Below are 21,723 nucleotides of genomic sequence, written 5' to 3'. Positions count from 1 at the left end.
AGGAATGGTTTTGTACTATCTGATTATTTGTGCTATTTAAATTAAAATTCAAAAAAAGAGCTTTACTTTTTCTAAAAACTCTAAAACCGAAAAATTCACCACCCATACAATAATTTGTACAGATGATGAATTATTTACATTCCGGCTTATTCTACACCGCCTCCAAGAGCACGGTATAAATTTATAGCTGCATTTAGTTTTTCCAGTTTTATTGCCACAACATCAAGATCATTTTGCAAGGCACTATTTTGCGCTACAATAACCTCAAGATAAGTCGCCATTCCGCTTTTGTACAATAAATTAGCATCAGTTGTTGCTTTGTCTAACGAAACCGACTTTTCGGTAGCCAATTCCATTCGTTTATCAGCATTTTTTAGTTGAGACATGGCATTAGAAACTTCTCCTACCGCTGTAATAAACGATTGTTTGAACTGAACGACTGCTTTTTCCTGTTCCAGAACTGCAATTTCGTACGCTGTTCTTAATTGACGTTTTTTGAAAATGGGCTGTACCAAATTGGCCGCTATGGTTTTGGTTACCGATCCCGGAAAATTAAACCAGGTATCAAATTCAAAAGAATTAATCCCAATTGAAGGGCTCAAACTCAATGTTGGATACATCGTGGCTTTTGCAAGTCCCGTTTTAGCATTGGCAGACATAACGGCGTACTCAGCCGCTTTAACATCCGGTCTTCGGCTTAAAAGTGATGCCGGAACCCCAGAAGGTAAAACGACATTAAGTTCTGCAACATCCAGATTTCCTGAACGTGTAATGCTGTCAGGATATTCACCACACAAAATTTGCAATGCATTTTCCTGAACCGCTATATTTGCCTCTGCTAAAGGAACCAACAATTCTGCTGTTTTTTTCTGAGCTTCAGTTTGATAAAGTGCCAAAGAACTAATCAATCCTGAATTGTACTGCATCTGCATCATGCTCAAAGTACTATTACTCAAATCAATGTTTTTCTGCGCAATTTTAAGCTGCTCATCCAGTCCTAAAAGATTATAATAGGACTGCGCTACCTGAACAATAATCCTCGTTTTCAACGCCGAAAGATTTTCTTTTTGGGCAAAATAACCCGCTTTGGCATCTCGCTTTTGCATGGCGGCTTTTCCCCAAATATCGGCTTCCCATGATAATCTAAGATTGGCGCTGTAATCGTCCAGATAATCTTTACTGGTAAATTGTGCGCTCAAAGAACCGTTAAGCGAATTTTTAGACTGATAACTTCTGCTTGCTCCTGCGTCAAAATCAAGTGTAGGCAATAAGGATAATTTCGCCTGTTTGTAAGTAAGATCAAGCTGTTCCATACTTTTCATGGCGATCAGCACCTCGTTGTTTTTAACAAGGGCTTTTTCGATTAAACCAACTAGCATAGGATCTTTATAGTAACTTTTCCAGGGATGCAAAATAGTATCTCCGGTTACTGTTATAGCTTCACGATATTTTTCAGGCGCATTTAAATCTGTTCGGGAATATTTTTTCCCTACTACGCAGGATGTCAATAAAACGCCTGCAAATAAAGAAACTCCAATTTTATATAGTACGCTCATTATTCTTCTTTTATAGTTTGAATTACAATCTTTTTACCGGATACTTTTTCCTGTAAATACTGAAAGAGGATGAAAAGTAACGGAATTACAAAAACTCCCAAAACCACTCCGCTAAACATCCCGATAGCAGCACTTACACTAATAGACCTGTTTCCTACTGCTGTTCCTCCGGAAGCAAACATTAGCGGAATCATACCTACAATAAAGGCAAGGGATGTCATGATAATAGGTCGTAATCTTGACCTTGCTCCTTCTATCGCTGCTTCGGCTATAGACAAGCCTGCGTAACGTCTCTGAAGGGCAAACTCTACAATAAGAATGGCATTTTTGGCCAAAAGCCCGACCAGCATGATTAACCCGACCTGAACATAAATATTATTGTCCAGTCCTACTGCTTTTACTCCTGCAAAAGCACCCAGAATTCCGGTTGGAATAGACAGCAAAACAGCAAGCGGCAATAAATAACTTTCGTATTGTGCTGCCAGTAAAAAGAAAACAAACAATAGACACAATCCAAAAATGGCAATCGTTTGGTTTCCTCCGGCTTTTTCTTCAAGACTTAATCCTGTCCATTCGTAACTGTAATCAGACGGAAGTTTGTCCAGAACTGTTTCAAGATTCCCCATAATTTGTCCGTTACTAAAACCAGGCAACGCTACAGCTGTAATATTTACCGAATTATACAAATTGTAACGGTTTACCGATTCAGGTCCGTAAACCTTGCGCAGTTTTACAAGAGATTTTACAGGCACCATTTCCATTTTGGCATTTCGAACAAATATTTCGTTGAATGCATCCTGATCTGTTCTGAAAATTCCATCTGCTTTGACATTCACTCTGTAAAATTTTCCAAATCTTGAAAAATCTGCCGATTGATCTCCAGCAAAATAAGTCTGGATATTGCCTAACATTTCACGAATATTCACGCCCATTTGACTTGCTTTTTCTTCATCCACTTCCAATTCAAGCTGCGGGTAATCTGCTCTAAAAGTTGTGTAGGCATATTGTACTCCGGGCTGCTGCATGATTTGCCCAATTACTTTATCTGCCATGGCTTTTAGTGTCGCCGGATCACGCGCTGTCCTGTCCTGAAGCACTATTTCGGCACCACTGGTTACACCAAATCCTTCTACAGGCGGCATTCTTAATACCATGATCTGACCTTCTTTGATGACAGACAATTTGCTGTTGACCATATTCAAAATTTCATCGATGTCTTTAACCGATCCTCTTTCTTTTTTAGGTTTTAATTTTATAAATCCCAATCCGTAAGCGGTACTGGCACTGTTGCTCAAAATATTAAAACCTGTAATACTGGTATTAACATCAATCGCTTCAATAGTTTCTAGTTCTTTTTCCATTTTCTCTACCACTTCTGTCGTACGATCTAAAGCTGTGCCCGGCGGCATGGATAAACTGTAAAGCATAAAACCGTCATCTTCCATTGGAACAAAACTTTTTGGAGTACTCATCATCATCACAATAGCGATGGCGCTTATTCCTAAAACTAATCCTCCCGCAAGCCATTTTCTACCAATAAGAAAACGAACTCCTTTGATATATTTACCCGTTAGGTTGTTGAAACCTGAATTGAATCCGACAAAAAAACGTTCTTTAAATCCATTTTTATGTCCTTCTCCTTCATGTTTACCGCTATGGCTGTTTTTTAATAAAAGGGCGCACAATGCCGGAGTAAGTGTCAATGCATTTACTGCCGAAATAATAATAGCAATCGCCAGTGTATAAGCAAACTGCTTGTAGAAAATCCCTGAGGATCCTGTCATAAAACCAATCGGGATAAATACTGCCGACATCACCAGTGTGATTGAAACAACGGCTCCTGTAATCTCTGCCATTGCGCTATGCGTCGCTTCTTTGGCCGAAAGGCTTGAATCTTCTTCCATTTTACTGTGAACGGCTTCGACCACGACAATCGCATCATCGACGACAATACCAATGGCCAGAACCAATGCAAAAAGCGTCAGGATGTTGATCGTAAATCCAAATACCAACAGGAAGAAAAAGGTTCCTACAATCGCAACCGGAACCGCAATAGCCGGAATAATTGTAGATCGAATGTCCTGAAGGAAGATAAAAACGACTATAAAAACCAAAATAAAAGCTTCTAATAAAGTAGATTTTACCTGTCCGGTAGCTTCATCCAGTCTTTCCTTGGTACTCATTACATTGACATACTTAATCCCCGGAGGAAAAGATTTTGATAATCTTTCTACTTCCTTATTGATCCCAATTTCGATATCATTGGCATTTGAACCTGATGTTTGTAAGATCGCCATAGTAACGGCATTCTTAGAATTCGATTTGTTGTCACCACTATAGGAGATGGAACCAAACTCTACGCGCGCTACATCTTTCAGTCTTAGGATATTATTTCCATCAGTTTTAACGACGATATTTTCATATTGCTCGGGTTTGTTTTTCTTTCCTTTATATCGAATAACGTATTCTAATGCTGCTTTTGATTCTTCTCCCAATTTTCCCGGAGCCGATTCTAAACTTTGATCTGCAATGGCTCTGGTAACATCTGAAGGTACTAAACCTGCATTGGCCATTTTACGCGGATCAAGCCAAACACGCATCGAATAATCTTTTTGTCCAAAAATTTGCACTTGCCCTACTCCCGGAACACGCTTTATTTGTGGTACCAGATTGATGTTGGCATAATTCTGCAGGAACAATTCGTCGTATTTTTTGTTATCGTCTGTATAAAGGTTGAAAATAACAATCATACTATTTTGCTGCTTCGAGGTTGTAAGTCCCATTCTGATTACTTCCTGAGGCAGTTTTGGCGTTGCCTGCTGCACTCTGTTTTGTACGTTTACAGCAGCCTGATCCGGATCGACACCTTGTTTAAAAATCACGCTGATCGAAAAAGATCCGTCGTTACTGGCAGTAGATTTGATGTACTGCATGTTCTCTACTCCATTAATTTGTTCTTCAAGCGGCGTTACCACAGAACGTATAACGGTTTCACTATTTCCTCCAGGATACGAACCGCTTACCATTACGGTTGGTGGCGAAATATCAGGAAATCTGGTTACCGATAATCTTGTAAGACCTATGATACCTAATATCACCAATACAATGGAGATAACTGTAGCCAATACAGGCCTGTCTATTATTTTTTTTAACATGGAAAATGTTATTTATATTAAAACCAAAAAATTACTTGTTGCTAACCGCTTTCGCTGCTGTTTTTGGCACTACTTCGACACCATCATAAAGCAGATCTATACCGTTTAATGCAATCTTATCACCCGATTTTACTCCGCTTTTTACAAAATAATCCGTACCGGCACTACCGCCAATTTCTACGGGAACCATGGCTACTTTGTTACCTTCTTTTAGAACATAAACAAAGAATTTATCCTGAATATCCTTTACACTCGCCATTGGAACCGTAATGACAGAAGTCAGACTGCTATTAAGCACTACTCTGGCAGAACCTCCTGAACGCAATTGCTTTTTAGGATTTGAAAAAACAGCTTTTAAAGCAATACTTCCTGTTGTACGGTCGACATTACCACTGGCTACTTCCAGTTTTCCCTGATGCTCGTATACACTGCCATCAGCCAGAATTAAACTTACGGTTTGATTGGATTTTGCATCTTTAGAAAATTCCAGATAATCTGCTTCACTTAAGGAGAAATAAACAAAAACTGTATTGATTTCTGAAAGAATGGTAAGAGGAACGGTATCCGTTGGCGTAACAAGATTACCAACACGATTTGGAATCCTGCTGATGTAGCCGCTTACCGGTGCTTTTATCAAAGAAAAATCAGCGTTAAGCTGTGAAGATCCCAATGCTGCTTTTGCCTGTGCTGCCTGAGCTGATGCTGCATCATAATTGGCCTGTGCAGTTTTGAGCTGCATATCCGAATATACTTTTGCATCCACAAGCGGTTTGATTTTTTCGATTTCCAGCTTGGCATTGGCAAGGTTGGCCAAGGCACTTTTGTAAGCTGCACGGCTGTTATTTACCTGCTCTGCATACACATCTGCTTTGATTTTAAACAGCGATTGTCCTTTGGTAACATAATCTCCTTCTTTGACATAAATAGCTTCCAGATAACCTGAAACCTGCGCTTTTATGTCAACATTTACGGTACCTTCGATAATACCCGGATATTTTTTTTCTATTTCGCCTGTGATCGATTTAGCCTGAAAAAAATCTACTTCAGGCTTTGGAGGCGCTACACCTTCCTGTCCGCTTTTACCACATGAAGAAAAGCTAATGATAATCAATAAAACGACCATTTTGCTGAGTGTTTTATTATTTTGAAAAAATTGTTTTGTCATTTTATTTCACTTTTAATGAATACATAGGATTTGATGACAAAATAACAACCCAAAAGCCTCTTGAATGAGTGTAACTTTACCCAACCGTATTTATTTGACACTGAAACGAACAATAATACAACCGAGAAAAATGGCATGCTGAGAGCGCAGGGAGCGAGTTTTAATCGAAAGATTTGTAGATCGTAACAGGTCTTTTTTTTCCGCGCAAAATGGTGGTTTCGATAGCTATAAAATTATCCTGTTCAAAAGAAGTTAATTGTTCGAAAAAGGACTGCGTGATCAGAAGATTGGTTTTATAATCGTTGCATAAATCACGAACACGGGCTGCAGTGCTGAGAACATCTCCGTGATAGGCAATTTCGGTTTTGATTTGTCCAATTTCGGCAACGGTTACAAGACCTTCATTAATAGAAGCTTTGAACCTTGGAAGTAAACCAAATTTACGCTGATACAACTCTTTTTTTTCCAGTAATCTCACTACAAAGGCCTCATATAATTCTATACATTGCTGTCTTTTAAAACCTTCTTTTACCTTCCAGGTAAGCACGGCTTCGTCGCCTACATACTGGTAAACTTCGGCATTATACTCTACTAATATTTCTGATAAATCTGTAAAGCATTCCTGCAATAAAAGACTGTAATTGTAATGGCCCACTTCTTCTGCAACTGTGGCTGAAGAACACATATCCAAAAACATAAAAACCCGGTATTCTACAACAGGAATCATATAATTACCTCGTAAAAGATTCTTAAAATAATGACTCCCTAATCTGCGGCTAAAGGCTTGTAAAAGGGTAATAAAAATATGAACAATTAAACAGTAGGCTGTAAAGCAAACCATCCACTTTGTATTAACCTGAAGTGCAAACCAATTATTAATCCTGATGTAATGCACTTTGTTGAGTTCGAGCACGATCAAAAGGCCAAGAAAACAAACTACCAGAAATAAAAGACTTCGAAGTAATGTAGTGAGCAATATCCCGTAATTATGAAAAAACCTGGGATAAACCAATTCCTGCAAAAGAAAAAGAATGGTTCCCATAAAAATCCCTACTGTTAAAGCTCCCGTTATTTCTGACAGTAAAAAATCTATTACACCAATTTTATTGGTAATAAAAAAAGTGTCATCGATCATGCTGTACGTCATAAAGACATAAAACAAGAAAGCAGCTATCCAAAGTGCTATAATCTGCAGGTATTCTTTAAATTTTAAAAATGTTTTTAGGGAGTATTTCATTAAAGATAATTTTGATGCAACTCAAACCAAAAAAGATAATTTTGGTTCGAAATAATATGCAGCAAAATTAAAACGAGAGTAAACGTAAATACAGGAAAGTATTACCCAAACGGTGATTAAACGAACCGAATAGTAAGTTATACCGCCTAAAATGAAGTTTTGAAAATTATATTAGCGATCCATCCATTGCTTGAAAAAAGGTGCTTTTTCCCTGCTGATGATTACTTCACGCTCAGGATCTGCTTTAAGCTGAATTTTGAGCTTGGCATTAAAATAATTGGCGATCGATTTGATGCTTTCGGCACGAATAAAGAATTGTCTGTTGGCCCGAAAAAAAACATCGGGATCAAGTTCTTCCTCTAATTCTTCCATGGTTTGCGGAATGGGTATTATCGTGCCGTTTTTAAGGAAAAGATGCGAGGTTTTAAACTCTGAATACACAAAATCAATATCGGCTACATCAATGCTTTTGTAACCATCACGATAGGTAACCAAAAAACGTAATCTAAAAGAAGGTTTGTTAAGGAATCCTTTCAAAATTGCACCAATATCCTCGGTATTATTTTTAACTTTTGATACCGATTTAAATTTTTTCAATGCCTGTTCGAGTTCGGTTTTTTCGATAGGTTTCATCAAATAATCGATACTGTTTACCTTAAATGCGCGTACAGCATATTCATCATAAGCGGTTGTAAATATGATGGGACAAGTAATTTTTACTTCTTCGAAAATCGAAAAACTAATACCATCTGCCAGACGAATATCCATGGTGATTAAATCAGGCATCTCATTCGTGTTCAGCCATGTTATGGCACCCTGAACTGTATCTATTATTTCCAGGATTTCGCAATCCGGCTCTAATTCTTCCAACAATCTTTTAAGACGATTGGCATTGATACTTTCATCTTCTATAATTAAAATTTTCATAGTATTAAATTAAGGGCAGACGCACACAATAAAACCCATTAGATTCTGAAAAAACAGGCATTCTGTCAAACAAAATTTTATATCTAAACTCGATGTTTTTATTTCCTACTCCGGTCGAAATAAAGTTTTTGCCTGATGTTGCCTGCAAATTATTGCGCACCACAAGATCTCCAACATCAGAATAAATAGCAATAATAAGCGGATTTGCTATTGTTGCACTATTATGTTTTACAGCATTTTCGACCAATAATTGCAGCGTTAAGGGCGGCAAATGAAGATCTAAACACGACATATCTATTTGCAGTTTTAACTCTACTTTTTCGCCCAAACGTTTTTTTAACAAATAAAAATAAGCATTTAAAAATTCTATTTCCTCTCTTACCGTAATAGTATCTTTATCGAGATTCGAAATCATATAGCGATACACGCGCGTAATATTTTCCAGAAAAGACGCTGCAGATTGCTGGTCTTCGTGAATTAGCTCTGTAAGTGTACTGAAATTATTAAAGATAAAATGAGGATCGAGCTGTAGTTTTAACGATTCTAACTCAGATCTGGTAACAGCTTCCTGCAATTCAGAAGCTTTAATTTTTAGCTCGGCTGCTTCTTCAGAAGTCACACGCCAGCGGTTCAGCAAAAAGATACTGGTATGAATGAAACTGATAAAGAGAGACAATATAGCAGCCATTAAATTTGACTGCCATATTTGTACCAATTCACTTTCTTTTAAGGGGGTCCAGGAATAAAAAAACTGCCATAAATACGAAAAGGAATAATTTAAAAGAATATTCCCTGCAATAAGACATATAAATTGCGCAAAGGCCCTGAAAATAGGCTTTTGCTCCCAGCTGATCCAATAATTAAGACTTCGGCCTACAAAAAGACTTAATTCTGTCAGGACGGCGCAATACACCAGAATGATAAAGATATCAACTGTCCAGTCTAAAACCAGTAAAGTATTTTGTTCAAAATCCTGATAGGGATTCAAAAAATAATATGATGATAAATAGAGAAAAAAAACAACGGGTATTACAATAATCCTGTAATATTTATAGAAAAAGTTCTTCCCTCCTGTTTTATTTTGCACGTTTGCATCCATAGGCTAATATACTGATAATAGATGCATTATAATAAATAAAAACTTGAACCGTTTTTCTATTGATACATCAAATCTTGTTTTAATATTTTTCCAACTGTTGATGATTCTACCGCCTTTAGCGCTCTCATCACTCCCCATTTTATACAGGTTGCTCCCCATGAAAATCCGGCTCCAAAAGTAGTAATCAGTATGTTCTGACCTTCTTTAAAATCGTCTTTAAAATCCCAAAGGCATAGCGGAATAGTGGCTGAAGTGGTATTCCCGTATTTATCAATATTTACTTTTACTTTCTCGATACCAATATTCAAATGTTCGCTTACTGATTTTATAATTCTCAGATTAGCCTGATGCGGCACCACCCAGTCAATATCTTCTACTGTTAAGTCATTACTGGCAAGAGTCTCCTTAGAAACGTTTGACATGGACTCAACTGCTTTTTTGAATACAAAAGAACCTTCCTGTTTAATAAAATGTTCTCTGTGAATGATACTTTGCATCGTTGCAGGCACTTTTGAGCCTCCTGCTGGTACTAAAAGTGCAGATGTACCGCTTCCGTCTGTACGCAGGATGCTTTTCATCATTCCGTACTCTAAATCTGTTTTTTCTAAGAGAACGGCTCCTGCTCCGTCTCCAAAAAGAATACAAGTATTACGGTCTTCATAATCTACAATAGAACTCATGGTATCCGCTCCTACTACAACCACTTTTTTGTAGCGTCCGCTTTCGATCATGGTAGTCGCCATTTCTAATGCGTATAGGAAACCGCTGCAGGCACCGTTTAAATCAAATCCAAATGCATTTGTAAATCCGCTTAATTCGCATACTTTACTCGCTGTAGGAGTTAAAAGATGATCCGGCGTTGCAGTTGCCAATACTAAACCATCAATTTCCAGACGATCTATTTCATAAGTATCTAATAAATTCTCGATTGCTGCACTAGCAAGATCTGATGTTGCCAGATTTTCATCTGTAGCCAATCTTCGCTCTTTTATTCCAGTTCTTTTTATTATCCAGTCTTCAGTTGTGTCAACCATTCTTGAAATCATCTCATTACTTAATATAGAGTTGGGTACAAAACCTCCTATAGCTGTAATTGTTGCCTTCATTTTTATTTGTTTTTGTTATTTTGAATCTTTTCTTTTGCTGTTTTTTTTTGGGAGAAAAAGCAGACTGCAAAATAACGTCAGAAATTTGGAAAAGACAAGAGCGGTATGTCTAAACCTGCTGCCATAATTCTAGTTTTGCTTTTATGTACTAAAGAATCCCAAAAACCATACTTTTGTGGCACCATTACTAGTATATCGGCATTATAAATGTTAATTTCTTTCTTAATCTCATTTATTACCGCATTCGATTTAACAGTTTTATAGAGGTATTTGACCTGTTGAAACTCTTCTTCGAGAGTAGAACTCAATAATAATCGGTCTTGTTCCTGCTTAAGATCATCTAATTTTGCATCTACACTAAAAAATTCTACTTCTGCTCCCAGATTCCCCACAATGCTTCTTAACCAACTGAATCTTTTGATAGACGAAAAACTTAAAGTGTCGCAGGCATAGAGTATTTTTTTTATGTTTTGAAAGCGTGCATTTAGAGGAACAGCCAATACAGGCGTATTTAAATTCTTAATTACTGATGTTGTCGAATTACCCATAAGTTCCTGTTCGAAAGAACGTTCAGCCATGCCCATAACAACCAGTTCGGCATTATGAAGCTCTATTAACGACGAAAGTTCATCTTCTAAAAATGAATAACTGCAAAAGCAACTCACTTCAATATTAAAAGCACCGGCAATGTCTTTACCTAAAGTTTTTAGTCTTTCGGATGCCTTGTCTAGTTGTTTCTGCATCGCTTCTGCGCTAATATGAGAATTGGCACTATGAATGTCTAACTGGAAAGAGTTAAAAAGAATAAGACTGGCATTGGCACTTTTTGCTAGTCCGGCAGCGTATGTAACAGCATTATTGGCTATAGCCGAAAAATTTGTTGCTGCTATAATAGTGGGATGTAAATTCATAAAATATCAATTAAGCAATTAATCTGGTAAAAGTGCTCAAATAAACTTTTGGGGATTTAATAAATAATACTGTAGCGTCATTATCCACTTCCCAAACGTATTTTTTGGCTTCCGAAATTTAAACCTTAATTATTATTTTATTACTTAAATGCTGTTTTGTTTTTCCCAAAAATTATTGTCGAATTCGAAAATCACAATTCTTTTTTTACGAAAATAAGAACATCCAGACTACTAAAACCACAACTATGACCGTCTAAAACAATTAAATCAGTTATTATTTAACATTATATTAATATTTTTCTTATCATTGTAGCACAGTATAGTATAGTACTGCATTTTAACTAATTTTAATATATTATTATGCAAGAAAAAATTACAAAACCAAAATTATCATTCAGAAAGCTGATGACAATGCTGCTTTTTTTTACCACAATTGCAAGCTCAGCTCAAACGTATGAATTCGAAAATGGTATACGCACTAATAGTGCCGACATACAAAATTGTGATTCCTGCTCAGGAAAAATAGTCGGTAATTTAGGTGGGAATAGCAGCGTATCTGTCAATGTTACCGTTGCTACAGCAGGCTGGTACAATCTGCAATTGTTTTACTGCACAGGCGATCCGCGCACGATTAGGCTGACTGCGGGTTCTGCCACCACTATTTCGATTCCGTGCGAACCAAGTGGCGGATGGAGTACAGCAGCTTCAAAAAACCTAAGTGTATACCTCAATAGCGGTAGCACTTCACTTCTTTGGGACAACACCAGTTCATGGGCCCCTAATTTAGACAAGTTTGTTTTAACTCCAATTGGTTCTTCTTCCACACAAACAATTTCCTTTGGAACAAACAATACTATCGTTTATAACCTAGGCACCAAAACCTACAATGTGAAATTTAATGGGGCTACAGTAATTACCAACGCATCCGCTTATGCTTTTAGCGATCAGCAGTATTTAAGTGGCAACTATGCTACAGCAACGTATACCTCAGAAGCATTTACGGATAATATTGGCAGTGGAACCAAGCATATTTTTACTTTAAGCGGTAATTATACTTTGGGAATGCAGCAGGTTTTTTATGCTTACAACAATAAAAATTATGTTGCCGTACAAGTCGTACTGACCGGAAACGGTTCTAACTCTTATAAAATGTCACCATTAACCAGTTATCAGGTTACACCAAATTTTGGCAGCGGCGATACCCGAGCTTTATTTGTTCCTTACGACAATGATGCGTGGATTCGTTACAATGCCTATCCGCTTAATTCAGCCGATTTTACTGCTTCGGAGGTGACCAATATTTATAATAATACGAATCGTAAAGGTTTGGTTATTGGCTCTCTTGAACATACTAAATGGAAAACGGGTATTGCCGTAAGCGGTGGCGGGGCATCATCGGCCTATGTTTCAGTTATTGCAGGATGGACAAAAGATGACATCACAAGAGACAAACGGGGCCATGGCTGGGTAAATGTGGGACAAACAAGTTGTGCTTCGCCAAAAGTATTGTTAAATGCTACTGATGACTGGCGCACCGGTCTTGAGGAATTTGCACAAGCGAATGCTGCCCTGCAACCTAAATATATTTTTGACTGGACAGCACCAAAACCTATTGGATGGAACAGTTGGGGCGCTATACAGTCGAATATTAATCTCACTAAAGCAAAAGCTGTTGTAGACTTTTTTCACGATGATTGCCCGGCTTTCAAAACCGAAGACAATACATTATTTATTGATCTTGATTCGTATTGGGATAACATGTCGGATGCTGAATTGGCACAGTTTGTTACTTATGCAAAAAGCAAAGGTTATAAAGCGGGCATTTATTGGGCACCGTTTGTAGACTGGGGCAAGTACAATCGTCCTGTTGAGGGAAGTTCATACACTTATAATCAGTGTTGGACAATGGTCAACGGGAGTCCTCTGGAATTAGACGGCGCTTATGCCATGGATCCTACAAGTCCGGGAACCAAAGCGAGAATACATTATTTTATGAACCGCTTTAAAGCAGCCGGATTTGAAATGATAAAAATCGACTTTTTGACTCATGCCAGCATCGAAGCAGATGGTTTCGCCAATAATCAGCTTCATACCGGTATGGAAGCGTATCAGGAAGGAATGAAATTTTTGGTCGATGAAATTGACGGAAAAATGCTTGTTCAGGCTGCCATATCGCCAAATTTGGCAACGGGTCCGTTTGTGCATGTTCGCCGTATTGCCTGCGATGCTTACACTAGTATAAGCGATACTGATTATACGCTTAACAGTACTACTTATGGCTGGTGGCAAAACAAAATCTACGATTATTTAGATGCTGATCATGTGGTATTTGGAAATGCAACTATTGGAGAGAATCGTGCCCGACTATTAAGCAGTGTGGTAACAGGCACTATTACAAGCGGTGATGATTTTTCTGCTACTGGTCCGTGGAAAGCGAGATCGCAGCTGCTTTTACAAAATAATGATGTCATGAATGTTGCCCGTGCTGATATGCACTTTATTCCTGCCGATGGCAATACAGGTTACAATGCTACCAATATTTTCTCTGCTAATCATAATGATGTAACTTATGTAGCTGTTTTTAACTACAGTAATACTCCTACTACCAACAATGTTAGTTTAAGTCGTTTAGGTTTAGGTTCAGGAAATTATACTGTAAAAGAATTGTACTCCGGTACGATAAGTTCAACGCAAGGCACACTGAGCGTTCAGCTTCCGCAGGCCGATGCTGCATTGTATGCAATCTATCAGGGACCAGTTTTAAGTACGCCTAATTACAACTGGGGAAATGCTGCGACGAACTATGTTTTTCCTAATCCGGCAACGAATACATTCCAGATAAAATTTGATCATGCGATTAATGGACCCGTTGCCATTTCTATGTACGACTTAGTGGGCAAAGAAATTTGGGAAACTACTACCGTAGCTGAAGATATGATCAGTTCTGAAATACCAGTACATCATCTTGCCAGAGGTATTTATATGATAAAAGTTTCAACCGCGGGAAACAAAGTTCAAAACTTTAAATTTATCAAAAAATAAGTTTTATTTAATTTAAACACGAATTGCACGAATTAGCACTAATTGTTTGTGGAATAATTTCAAAACTAAGTTTAAACATTTAAAATTAGTGTCAATTCGTGCAATTCGTGTTTACTTTTTATAATTATGCCTAAGCTTAGTTCGTGCAATTCGTGTTTTAAAATACCACAGATTCCAGAAATTCAATTACCTCTCCATTTGGGCTATAAACCAGACTATTGCTAACAGTTACCGTTTTTCTGCGATTTTTTAGGTCCAGAGTTTCTTTTGCTGATAATGGTTTTGCGCCATTTTTGATTGCTTCATCATATGCTTTTTTGGCATCTAAAACTGTAAAACAAATGTGCAGTAGCGAATTTTCGACATACGGATCTCCTTGTTTTCTTTTACGGCCCTGCGTAGGAAAACTGGCATTATAGTCGCATATTTCTATATAAGAATCAAATGTTTTGTTCTTTAGCATTACACACTTTTCTAAATTAAATTCCGGCAAACTCCAATCGTGTACCACTTCAAAATTGAGTGTTTGGTAAAATTGTACGGTTCTTTCAAAATCCTGTGCCTTGATCGCAAAATGATGAAATCCTATTATATTATTCATTGTTATTTTTTTTGATGTAAATATGTTTTTTAAAAATTGTTTGTTATTTACTTAGAAATTTTATCCCAACATATTTAAGATATATTCGATAATATGTCGCTCCGCTGGAGCTATTGAAAACTACATTCTGATTGGCTATAAATATTACGCTCCGCTGGAGCTATCGCAACGTTTGTCATCTCGAACGAAGGGAGATCCGAGCGATAGCTAACATACGAAGTATATCACATCAGCAGATCGACAAAGATTATCAATTGTGTTCCATCGGAACACCTCATCGGTAGAAAAAAAACACATCGTGAGAAACATCGTCCCATTGGGACGTTTGAGAAATTGTATCTGTAATTTGTATATGTTTTTACCAATTATTATTTATAGAATCAAACGTTCCTACGGAACGTGAAAAAATGCCGTATTTATTGGGCTACCTACGAAATGTTCCGATGGAACAAAAACAAATCGATAAGATATTATCCTTAACAAAATTGTTCCATTGAATTTTCCTTAACTAACTTAATGAAATTGCCCGATAGCTATCGGGAGCCCCAAACGATTACTTCACTTCATTTTTATTTTATTTTGGATCTCATTGAACTTCATTTTAACGAATTGCTTCGCCAGTTCGCACTTTTAGGCGTCGGGAGCGGGATTAGCTCCTAAAAAAAAGTTTTACTTTTATTAAGAAAATTTACTCCAGCCAAAACCATTCTTTTACCTCGTTTTCTATCGTTTCTTCTTTTATAATACTTTCATATTCATTAGTCGCCGTATTGTACTGATAGTCTTTTTGCCAATCTTTATGGTGTAAAACTACTTGCTGTATGGCATCACAAATAAATAGAACTTCCTCATTGGTCATGATGGGATGCAAAGACAAACGTACCCATCCCGGTTTATTGGTTTGGTTTTTCTGAAGAAGATCTTCAGTTATCTTGTTGGATTGTGCCTCATTGATATTGAATAAATAATGGGCATATGTACTGGCGCAGGACCAGCCACCACGAACCTGAACACCAAAACGATCATTTAAAAGTCGTACGATTAAATTATAGTGAATGTCTTCTATTAAAAAGGATACACAGCCTATTCTTTCTGTTTTTAGATCTCCCAGAATAGACAAACCGGGAATCTTTTGAAACTCGGTATAACACAAGTTAAGCAATTCTTTTTCTCTGTTTTTAATGTTTTCAACCGCCATTTGATCTTTCAGTTTCAATGCCAAAGCCGCCCTCATCACCTGCAGAAATCCTGGGGTTCCTCCATCTTCTTTTACTTCTATCGAATCGCTGTAATGATAAATTCCCCAAGGGTTGGTGATTTTTACATTTCCTCCTCCGGGATTATCAGGAACATCGCTTTTATACAGTTGTTCATTAAAAACCAAGACACCGCAGGTTCCGGGTCCGCCTAAAAATTTATGAGGTGAAAAGAAGACGGCATCCAATTGTTCCAGAGGATCTTTTGGATGCATATCGATTTGTACATAAGGTGCCGCAGCGGCAAAATCGACAAAGCAGAATCCGTTGTTCTCATGCATCACTTTGGCCAGTTCATGATAAGGTGTAATGATTCCTGTAACATTTGAGGCAGCTGTAAACGAACCAATTTTCAGTGTTCTGTCGGTATATTTTTTAAGTAGTTCAGCCAGTATTTTAGGATCGGTCAAGTTATTCTCGTCTGGAGGTACAACCACAACATCGGCATTTGTTTCATACCACGAAACCTGATTAGAATGATGCTCCATATGGGTAATAAAAACGACAGGTTTATCAGCTTGATCCAATTCAGTATTTACTCTGTTATGAGCATTACGCAATCCTATAAAACGCTGTAATTTTGATAACGCGGCTGTCATTCCGGTTCCGGTTGTAACCAATATATCAGATGCGCCGGCATTAACATGTTTTTTGATCAATTCTCTGGCATGATTATAAGCATAAGTCGATGTTTTACCTGTTTCACTCGAAAAAGAGTGTGTATTGGCAATCATAGGACCTATTTTGTTCACTATAATATCTTCGATGGGCAGGTATAATCTTCCGCTCGCGACCCAATCTGCGTACAGTAATTCTTGTGTACCGTAGGCCGAATCGAAAGTGTGGTTTACTCCTATTGTGTTTGCTCTAAACTTAGAAAAATAGCGTTCTAACTGACTTGGTTTCGTTTTCTCAATAACATTCATTTCCATTTCATTTTTAAATTAACTTCTTTACTGCTTATTGCATTCCTAACTATTTATTCAAAAGCGATTTAAGCGTAGTTTGCAGTTCGTCTCCGTGAAGGTTTCTGGCGACAATAATCCCTTTTGAATCGACTAAATAATTGGCAGGAATGGCTCTTACGCCGTACAATTTAGCGATAGCACTATTCCAGAATAATAAATCAGATAAATGCAGCCAGTCAAGGTGATCATCCTGAATTCCTTTTACCCAGTTTTCTTTCTTTTTGTCTAATGAAATCCCGATGATATTAAAACCTTTATCGTGATATTCTTTGTAAGCTGCTACAATATTTGGATTTTCTCTTCGGCAAGGTCCGCACCATGAAGCCCAGAAATCTACCAATGTATATCCTTTAAGGTTTTCTGAAAAACGAATGGACTTTCCATCGGGATCCTGAGACACAAAATCGGGTGCTTTTTTTCCGACCTGTAATCCGTTAAGCACTTTTACAAGTTCCTGAAGCTCTTTCACGTAAGTGGAATTTTGCTGACTTTTATCCAGAAGCGAAATGTTTTTTGTGATTTCTTCCGGACTCAGTCTATAAGACCAATTTCGGTACAACACATATGCAGAAACCAGAGAACCAGGATGTTTTGTGATAAATTTACTTATATCAACATTCTCCGTTTTTCTGTAATTATTAAATAAATCCTGAGACGCAGAACCTTCTACAACCGATGTGCTGTAATATTTAACCGGACTTAATTTTACCGTAATGGGAGATTTTTCAAGGAATATATACAATGGACTATCGGCTGTATTTACGCTTAATCCGTACAATTCAGGAAGTTTTACTTTCGTTTTAAAACTGAATTTTCCGTCTGTAACTTTTACCGAATCTATGGTGGTAAACATCTTGTTGTGAAACTTTTGCAGGTAAACATATTGAGCCACAGTATCTGCTACTGTACCTTTTAACTGCACGTTTGCTTCTTGTGCCTGAGTCGTTGTTGCGCAAAGGCATAAAGCCAAAAATGCTACTATTTTTTTCATTGGGTTTGTTTTTTAAAAATTGGACATAGAAATTCCCGGACCAGAATTAAAATGGTTTGCTATTGCATTGGATAAAAAAGAAAAAGGGGATAAAAAAGTTACGTGTAGTGCATTCGGAAAACCTGAAAATGGTTTTCTATTTTTGAAAATAAAGTAAATTGTTCCGGACAGGCAGGTAATATTTGTTCAGTTTTCATTCTAAAAAATAAATGATTTTAATATTAATGATCTTATGCAGATTTACTAATGAAATCTATCTTATCTGTCCGCGTTGGCGGAAGGATTTAGCACCTTATTGGGCAACAGGTTGCTAAGACATCATTGGGCCTACTCCCTCAGTCTTTCTGGATAAGTTCATGTAGATTTTTTCTACTCCACAAATATAATATAAATTCTATGTAATTAGTAGAGTTTAAATTTATTTTTTTTAAATATTTTAAATTAATACACAATGAAAGCAATTTTAAAAGACAAAAAAACTCAGTAAAATAAGGCATAACAATAAAATTATCAATTTGTTATGCGTTTAAAAATACTTTGATTTTATTTGAAATATCCAGCATTTTGGGATGAAATTTTCATCATACATTATTAAGAAATGCTTTTCAAAACAAAAAATAAAGTACAAAAATTGATTCTTTCGAAAAATAGTAAAATTAAAAATACGGCCTTTTTTTAGAACATAGACCGCACCTTTTCTTACAACTTTAAAAAAAAATATTTATCTTTAAGTTTTTATGAAGGGTAAAAAATGGTTGTTCTGTTTTTTATAATCACTTCACTTCATGCGCTTTAGAATACAAACACTTTTTATAAGACTAACTTAAAAGTAAATTTAAAATGCAGAAAATCTTACCTTTCCTAATCATCTTCTTATGGTCTTCTGGTATTTGGAGTCAGACAAAATCTACTGATAGTACAGCCTCTAAGAAACCAGAAAAAAATATTAATTTTAATGTAATGCCGTATCTTAATTACAACAGGACGATGGATTTTATGTTTGGCGCTATCCCGATGATGATGTACAAATTAAATAAAACCGATACTATTTCGCCTAAATCTTTATCAGGTATATCTGCGGTTTACACGACCAACAAATCCTATTTTATAGCCACGTTTAACAAATTCTTTTTTAAAGAAGATTCCTGGCGTTTGCAATTTTTCGCTGCAACGGGCAATCAAAATGCACAGTTTTATGTTGATGATATCGATGTGCCTGATTTTTACAATTACGGGACTAAGACAACAATGGCAAGTTTTACGATTCAGCGTAAATTATTCAAATCTTTTTATGCCGGTGTTGGATACGCTTATGCACATTATGACACGAAATATGAAGATGATGTTGAGCCTTCGTCTGTAACACATACTAATGGTTTACAGCTTATTATGTTATACGATACAAGAGATGCAATTTATTATCCTACCAAGGGTAAAAAAATAAAAATACGATGGCTTGATTATCCAGAATGGTTTGGGAACGATGTTGGTGCTAATAAAATTCTTTCGGAGTACAATCAATATTTTCCTATGCGGGACGGAACCGATGTTCTGGCAGCAAGGTTTGCCGGTAAGTTTGGATTAGGAAATATTGCCTTCGAACAACAGCAAACTATTGGCAGTGAAGACATAAGAGGATATTCTGAAGGGAAATATCGCGGCGATGGACTAATGGATGTACAGGCTGAGTATCGCTATAATTTTAATAAAAGAATGGGGCTTGTGGGATTTGCCGGGATTGCCACTATTTATGGCTCAGATACAGAAAGTTTCAACTGGAAATTATATCCCGGAGCCGGCGTAGGTTATCGTTACAGGGCTTTTAAAACCGAAAAATTCAACATAGGATTGGATGCCGCTGTTGGTAAAGACGACTGGGGACTTTATTTTAGAATTGGAGAAGCTTTTTAGAGGGTTTTATCGATTTTGCTTTGATTTAAAATATTTTTTTCACGCAGATTTTGCAGATTTTTTTTTTTAAAATCGCCGTCTTTGTTCTTGACTCTTTATTCTTTATTCTTTATTCTATTCTCTTTACTCTTTACTCTTTACTCTTTCTCTTCCTCTCTACTTCCTATTCCTCATCCAGTTTTCTATAGGTTCGAGAACAGTATTAACGATGGTTACCAAAAAGGTACAAATTAAGGTTTCGGCAAAATATCCCGAAGCTGCGATACAGCCTATAGCGGCACTACACCATATTGTGGCAGCTGAGTTTAATCCGTGTACATTAGGACCTTCTCTGAAAATAACGCCCGCTCCCAGAAAACCAACTCCCATAACTACCTGAGCGGTAATACGGGTAACATCGATATTGGGTTGGCTTGCAGCGACTTTTATAGACAATAATACAAAAGCAGCAGCTCCTGTTGCCACAAGCATATTGGTTTTTAAACCTGTTTCTTTATGATGCCATTGTCTCTCGAAACCTATAATTAATCCTGCGAATAAAGCAATGACAAGTCGGGTAAAAAATTCTGTTGTGCTCAAAATTATTCTTTTATGGGTTTAGAAAATCTGCTCTGTTTCTTTATCTTAATTTTAAACATTAAATATAACAATTTTCAAGATTATTAAATTCTACAGATTAATATAAATAGCTAACAGGATTTAGAAACTTGTTTGGATCATGCTTTTTATTTGGCCTCTAAAAAAAAGCTGCAGGGATTTCCTGCAGCTTTTACTTCTTATTTTTTCTAAAATTAGAACATTACTCTATCCTTTTTACAGAAAGTTTGTCTAAACAAAAATAAGCTGCAGTATTCATTCCGTACACTAAATCCGAATCTGTTGATGTCATCTGGAAAACAAGATATTTTACTTCTCCTAAACTCTGAAGATTACTTGCATTTACGTTTATCCATCCAGTAGGCATTACTAATGAAGATCCTGTATGATTTGCTAATGTATGAACAATAGGATTTGTAATTGTTCCGTCTTCGTTTACTCCATAAATTAATAATTTGAAAGAATCACCGGAGGTAAATGCTCTTGCAAATCCGTCTCCATACAAACAACCGTAATACGGCCATGGGTGCATGTTTATTTTTAATCCTTCGACTTTATACAATCCTGTGTTTCCAATTTTAACCCAGTTTGAAAAACCGCTTTCGCTAAAAGTAGTTCCTTGTGGATTTTTAGGATCTAAATAACTCGACCAGTACGCAACAATGTACGGATCGCCAGTTGTTCCGGGAGTTCCGGCTGCAATTGTAGAAGAAGTACCGAAACCGCTTCCTGCCATAGTTCCCCATTGATGAGGCACCCATCCATCAGATCCGCCAGGACCTGAACCAGAACCGTAATCTGTGATATCATTTACATTTGAAACGATAAAACCATCCCAATAATTATAACCTGAAGATGTTGCAGTATGCGAAAATGTAAAAATGTCAACATTTAAATTCGTGTTCGGAACATACGTGTTTTCCCAGTATTTACCACCGGTTGTTGTAATACCGCTGGTTAATAATGCGCTGGTTAAATTAAGTGTCGATGTAGTTCCAATTGCAGGGTCTGCTACTGTTCTTTTTGTTATACCACTCTGGCTTTTTGCAACTGCACTGGCGTTTTCATTGGTTAAAGGAGCATCATCATTGTTACAGGATGAAAGTCCTAACAAAAGACCAACTGATAAAAAATAAAGTACTTTTTTCATAATTTATAAAATTTAGGGTTAATATTCATTTTTAATTACTCTTAAAAAGGA

At 36.9% G+C, this 21,723-nt stretch carries 16 protein-coding genes and 1 riboswitch; of the genes, 3 read left to right on the top strand and 13 right to left on the bottom strand.

What is annotated here, in order from left to right:
- Window positions 1-146: 146 nt before the first annotated feature.
- From FLP_RS12375 to FLP_RS12340, 8 genes are all read right to left on the bottom strand, one after another.
- On the bottom strand, window positions 147-1,556 hold the full coding sequence (locus FLP_RS12375; RefSeq protein ID WP_065449806.1) for an efflux transporter outer membrane subunit: 1,410 nt from the start codon (window positions 1,554-1,556) through the stop codon (window positions 147-149).
- Window positions 1,556-4,711, bottom strand: a complete 3,156-nt coding sequence (locus tag FLP_RS12370) for an efflux RND transporter permease subunit (RefSeq protein ID WP_065449805.1) — start codon at window positions 4,709-4,711, stop codon at window positions 1,556-1,558. Before FLP_RS12370 ends, FLP_RS12375 begins: the two co-directional genes overlap by 1 nt.
- A 31-nt stretch (window positions 4,712-4,742) precedes the next feature.
- Entirely contained in the window at window positions 4,743-5,876 is a 1,134-nt protein-coding gene (locus tag FLP_RS12365) for an efflux RND transporter periplasmic adaptor subunit (protein ID WP_065449804.1), read from the bottom strand.
- A gap of 160 nt (window positions 5,877-6,036) precedes the next feature.
- Window positions 6,037-7,113: an adenylate/guanylate cyclase domain-containing protein gene (locus FLP_RS12360; RefSeq protein WP_065449803.1), complete on the bottom strand. Its 1,077-nt coding sequence runs from the start codon at window positions 7,111-7,113 to the stop codon at window positions 6,037-6,039.
- A 171-nt stretch (window positions 7,114-7,284) separates the two neighbouring features.
- Window positions 7,285-8,040, bottom strand: a complete 756-nt coding sequence (locus FLP_RS12355; protein WP_065449802.1) for a LytR/AlgR family response regulator transcription factor — start codon at window positions 8,038-8,040, stop codon at window positions 7,285-7,287.
- Between the two features lie 4 nt (window positions 8,041-8,044).
- Window positions 8,045-9,139, bottom strand: a complete 1,095-nt coding sequence (locus tag FLP_RS12350; protein ID WP_065449801.1) for a sensor histidine kinase — start codon at window positions 9,137-9,139, stop codon at window positions 8,045-8,047.
- Window positions 9,140-9,195: 56 nt separating this feature from the next.
- On the bottom strand, window positions 9,196-10,245 hold the full coding sequence (locus FLP_RS12345; protein WP_065449800.1) for a 3-oxoacyl-ACP synthase III family protein: 1,050 nt from the start codon (window positions 10,243-10,245) through the stop codon (window positions 9,196-9,198).
- 77 nt (window positions 10,246-10,322) lie between these two features.
- Window positions 10,323-11,156, bottom strand: coding sequence for a universal stress protein (locus tag FLP_RS12340; RefSeq protein ID WP_065449799.1), 834 nt, complete (start codon window positions 11,154-11,156; stop codon window positions 10,323-10,325).
- Between the two features lie 360 nt (window positions 11,157-11,516).
- On the opposite strand from FLP_RS12340, the gene FLP_RS12335 reads away from it, so the two are divergent.
- Complete coding sequence (locus FLP_RS12335) at window positions 11,517-14,198, top strand: T9SS type A sorting domain-containing protein (RefSeq protein WP_065449798.1); 2,682 nt, start codon at window positions 11,517-11,519, stop codon at window positions 14,196-14,198.
- Between the two features lie 157 nt (window positions 14,199-14,355).
- Here FLP_RS12335 and FLP_RS12330 read toward each other — a convergent pair whose 3' ends face one another.
- The 3 genes from FLP_RS12330 to FLP_RS12320 form a co-directional block, all read right to left on the bottom strand.
- Window positions 14,356-14,799: a VOC family protein gene (locus FLP_RS12330; protein ID WP_065449797.1), complete on the bottom strand. Its 444-nt coding sequence runs from the start codon at window positions 14,797-14,799 to the stop codon at window positions 14,356-14,358.
- Window positions 14,800-15,487: 688 nt separating this feature from the next.
- Window positions 15,488-16,981: an aminotransferase class V-fold PLP-dependent enzyme gene (locus FLP_RS12325; RefSeq protein WP_065450276.1), complete on the bottom strand. Its 1,494-nt coding sequence runs from the start codon at window positions 16,979-16,981 to the stop codon at window positions 15,488-15,490.
- A 49-nt stretch (window positions 16,982-17,030) separates the two neighbouring features.
- On the bottom strand, window positions 17,031-18,014 hold the full coding sequence (locus FLP_RS12320) for a TlpA disulfide reductase family protein (protein WP_065449796.1): 984 nt from the start codon (window positions 18,012-18,014) through the stop codon (window positions 17,031-17,033).
- A 19-nt stretch (window positions 18,015-18,033) separates the two neighbouring features.
- On the opposite strand from FLP_RS12320, the gene FLP_RS25480 reads away from it, so the two are divergent.
- The gene (locus FLP_RS25480; RefSeq protein ID WP_165606670.1) at window positions 18,034-18,171 is read left to right on the top strand and encodes a hypothetical protein; all 138 of its coding nucleotides are present in this window, start codon (window positions 18,034-18,036) and stop codon (window positions 18,169-18,171) included.
- A 98-nt stretch (window positions 18,172-18,269) separates the two neighbouring features.
- Window positions 18,270-18,369: riboswitch (SAM riboswitch) on the bottom strand.
- 485 nt (window positions 18,370-18,854) lie between these two features.
- Window positions 18,855-19,925, top strand: a complete 1,071-nt coding sequence (locus tag FLP_RS12315) for a BamA/TamA family outer membrane protein (RefSeq protein ID WP_065449795.1) — start codon at window positions 18,855-18,857, stop codon at window positions 19,923-19,925.
- A gap of 156 nt (window positions 19,926-20,081) precedes the next feature.
- Here FLP_RS12315 and FLP_RS12310 read toward each other — a convergent pair whose 3' ends face one another.
- Together FLP_RS12310 and FLP_RS12305 are read right to left on the bottom strand one after the other, a co-directional pair.
- On the bottom strand, window positions 20,082-20,504 hold the full coding sequence (locus FLP_RS12310) for an MgtC/SapB family protein (RefSeq protein WP_065449794.1): 423 nt from the start codon (window positions 20,502-20,504) through the stop codon (window positions 20,082-20,084).
- Window positions 20,505-20,724: 220 nt separating this feature from the next.
- On the bottom strand, window positions 20,725-21,672 hold the full coding sequence (locus tag FLP_RS12305; RefSeq protein WP_065449793.1) for a DUF4465 domain-containing protein: 948 nt from the start codon (window positions 21,670-21,672) through the stop codon (window positions 20,725-20,727).
- Window positions 21,673-21,723 lie beyond the last annotated feature (51 nt).

The sequence above is a fragment of the Flavobacterium piscis genome, assembly GCF_001686925.1.
Classification (GTDB): Bacteria; Bacteroidota; Bacteroidia; order Flavobacteriales; family Flavobacteriaceae; genus Flavobacterium; species Flavobacterium piscis.
The sequence above is the reverse complement of the archived record's forward strand: the minus strand, read 5'-3'. Positions and strand labels throughout refer to the sequence as shown.

Coding starts and splice junctions, on each gene's coding strand:
- FLP_RS12375 (WP_065449806.1), bottom strand. CDS start 1,556: ATGAGCGTACTATATAAAATTGGAGTTTCTTTATTTGCAGGCGTTTTA.
- FLP_RS12370 (WP_065449805.1), bottom strand. CDS start 4,711: ATGTTAAAAAAAATAATAGACAGGCCTGTATTGGCTACAGTTATCTCC.
- FLP_RS12365 (WP_065449804.1), bottom strand. CDS start 5,876: ATGACAAAACAATTTTTTCAAAATAATAAAACACTCAGCAAAATGGTC.
- FLP_RS12360 (WP_065449803.1), bottom strand. CDS start 7,113: ATGAAATACTCCCTAAAAACATTTTTAAAATTTAAAGAATACCTGCAG.
- FLP_RS12355 (WP_065449802.1), bottom strand. CDS start 8,040: ATGAAAATTTTAATTATAGAAGATGAAAGTATCAATGCCAATCGTCTT.
- FLP_RS12350 (WP_065449801.1), bottom strand. CDS start 9,139: ATGGATGCAAACGTGCAAAATAAAACAGGAGGGAAGAACTTTTTCTAT.
- FLP_RS12345 (WP_065449800.1), bottom strand. CDS start 10,245: ATGAAGGCAACAATTACAGCTATAGGAGGTTTTGTACCCAACTCTATA.
- FLP_RS12340 (WP_065449799.1), bottom strand. CDS start 11,156: ATGAATTTACATCCCACTATTATAGCAGCAACAAATTTTTCGGCTATA.
- FLP_RS12335 (WP_065449798.1), top strand. CDS start 11,517: ATGCAAGAAAAAATTACAAAACCAAAATTATCATTCAGAAAGCTGATG.
- FLP_RS12330 (WP_065449797.1), bottom strand. CDS start 14,799: ATGAATAATATAATAGGATTTCATCATTTTGCGATCAAGGCACAGGAT.
- FLP_RS12325 (WP_065450276.1), bottom strand. CDS start 16,981: ATGAATGTTATTGAGAAAACGAAACCAAGTCAGTTAGAACGCTATTTT.
- FLP_RS12320 (WP_065449796.1), bottom strand. CDS start 18,014: ATGAAAAAAATAGTAGCATTTTTGGCTTTATGCCTTTGCGCAACAACG.
- FLP_RS12315 (WP_065449795.1), top strand. CDS start 18,855: ATGCAGAAAATCTTACCTTTCCTAATCATCTTCTTATGGTCTTCTGGT.
- FLP_RS12305 (WP_065449793.1), bottom strand. CDS start 21,672: ATGAAAAAAGTACTTTATTTTTTATCAGTTGGTCTTTTGTTAGGACTT.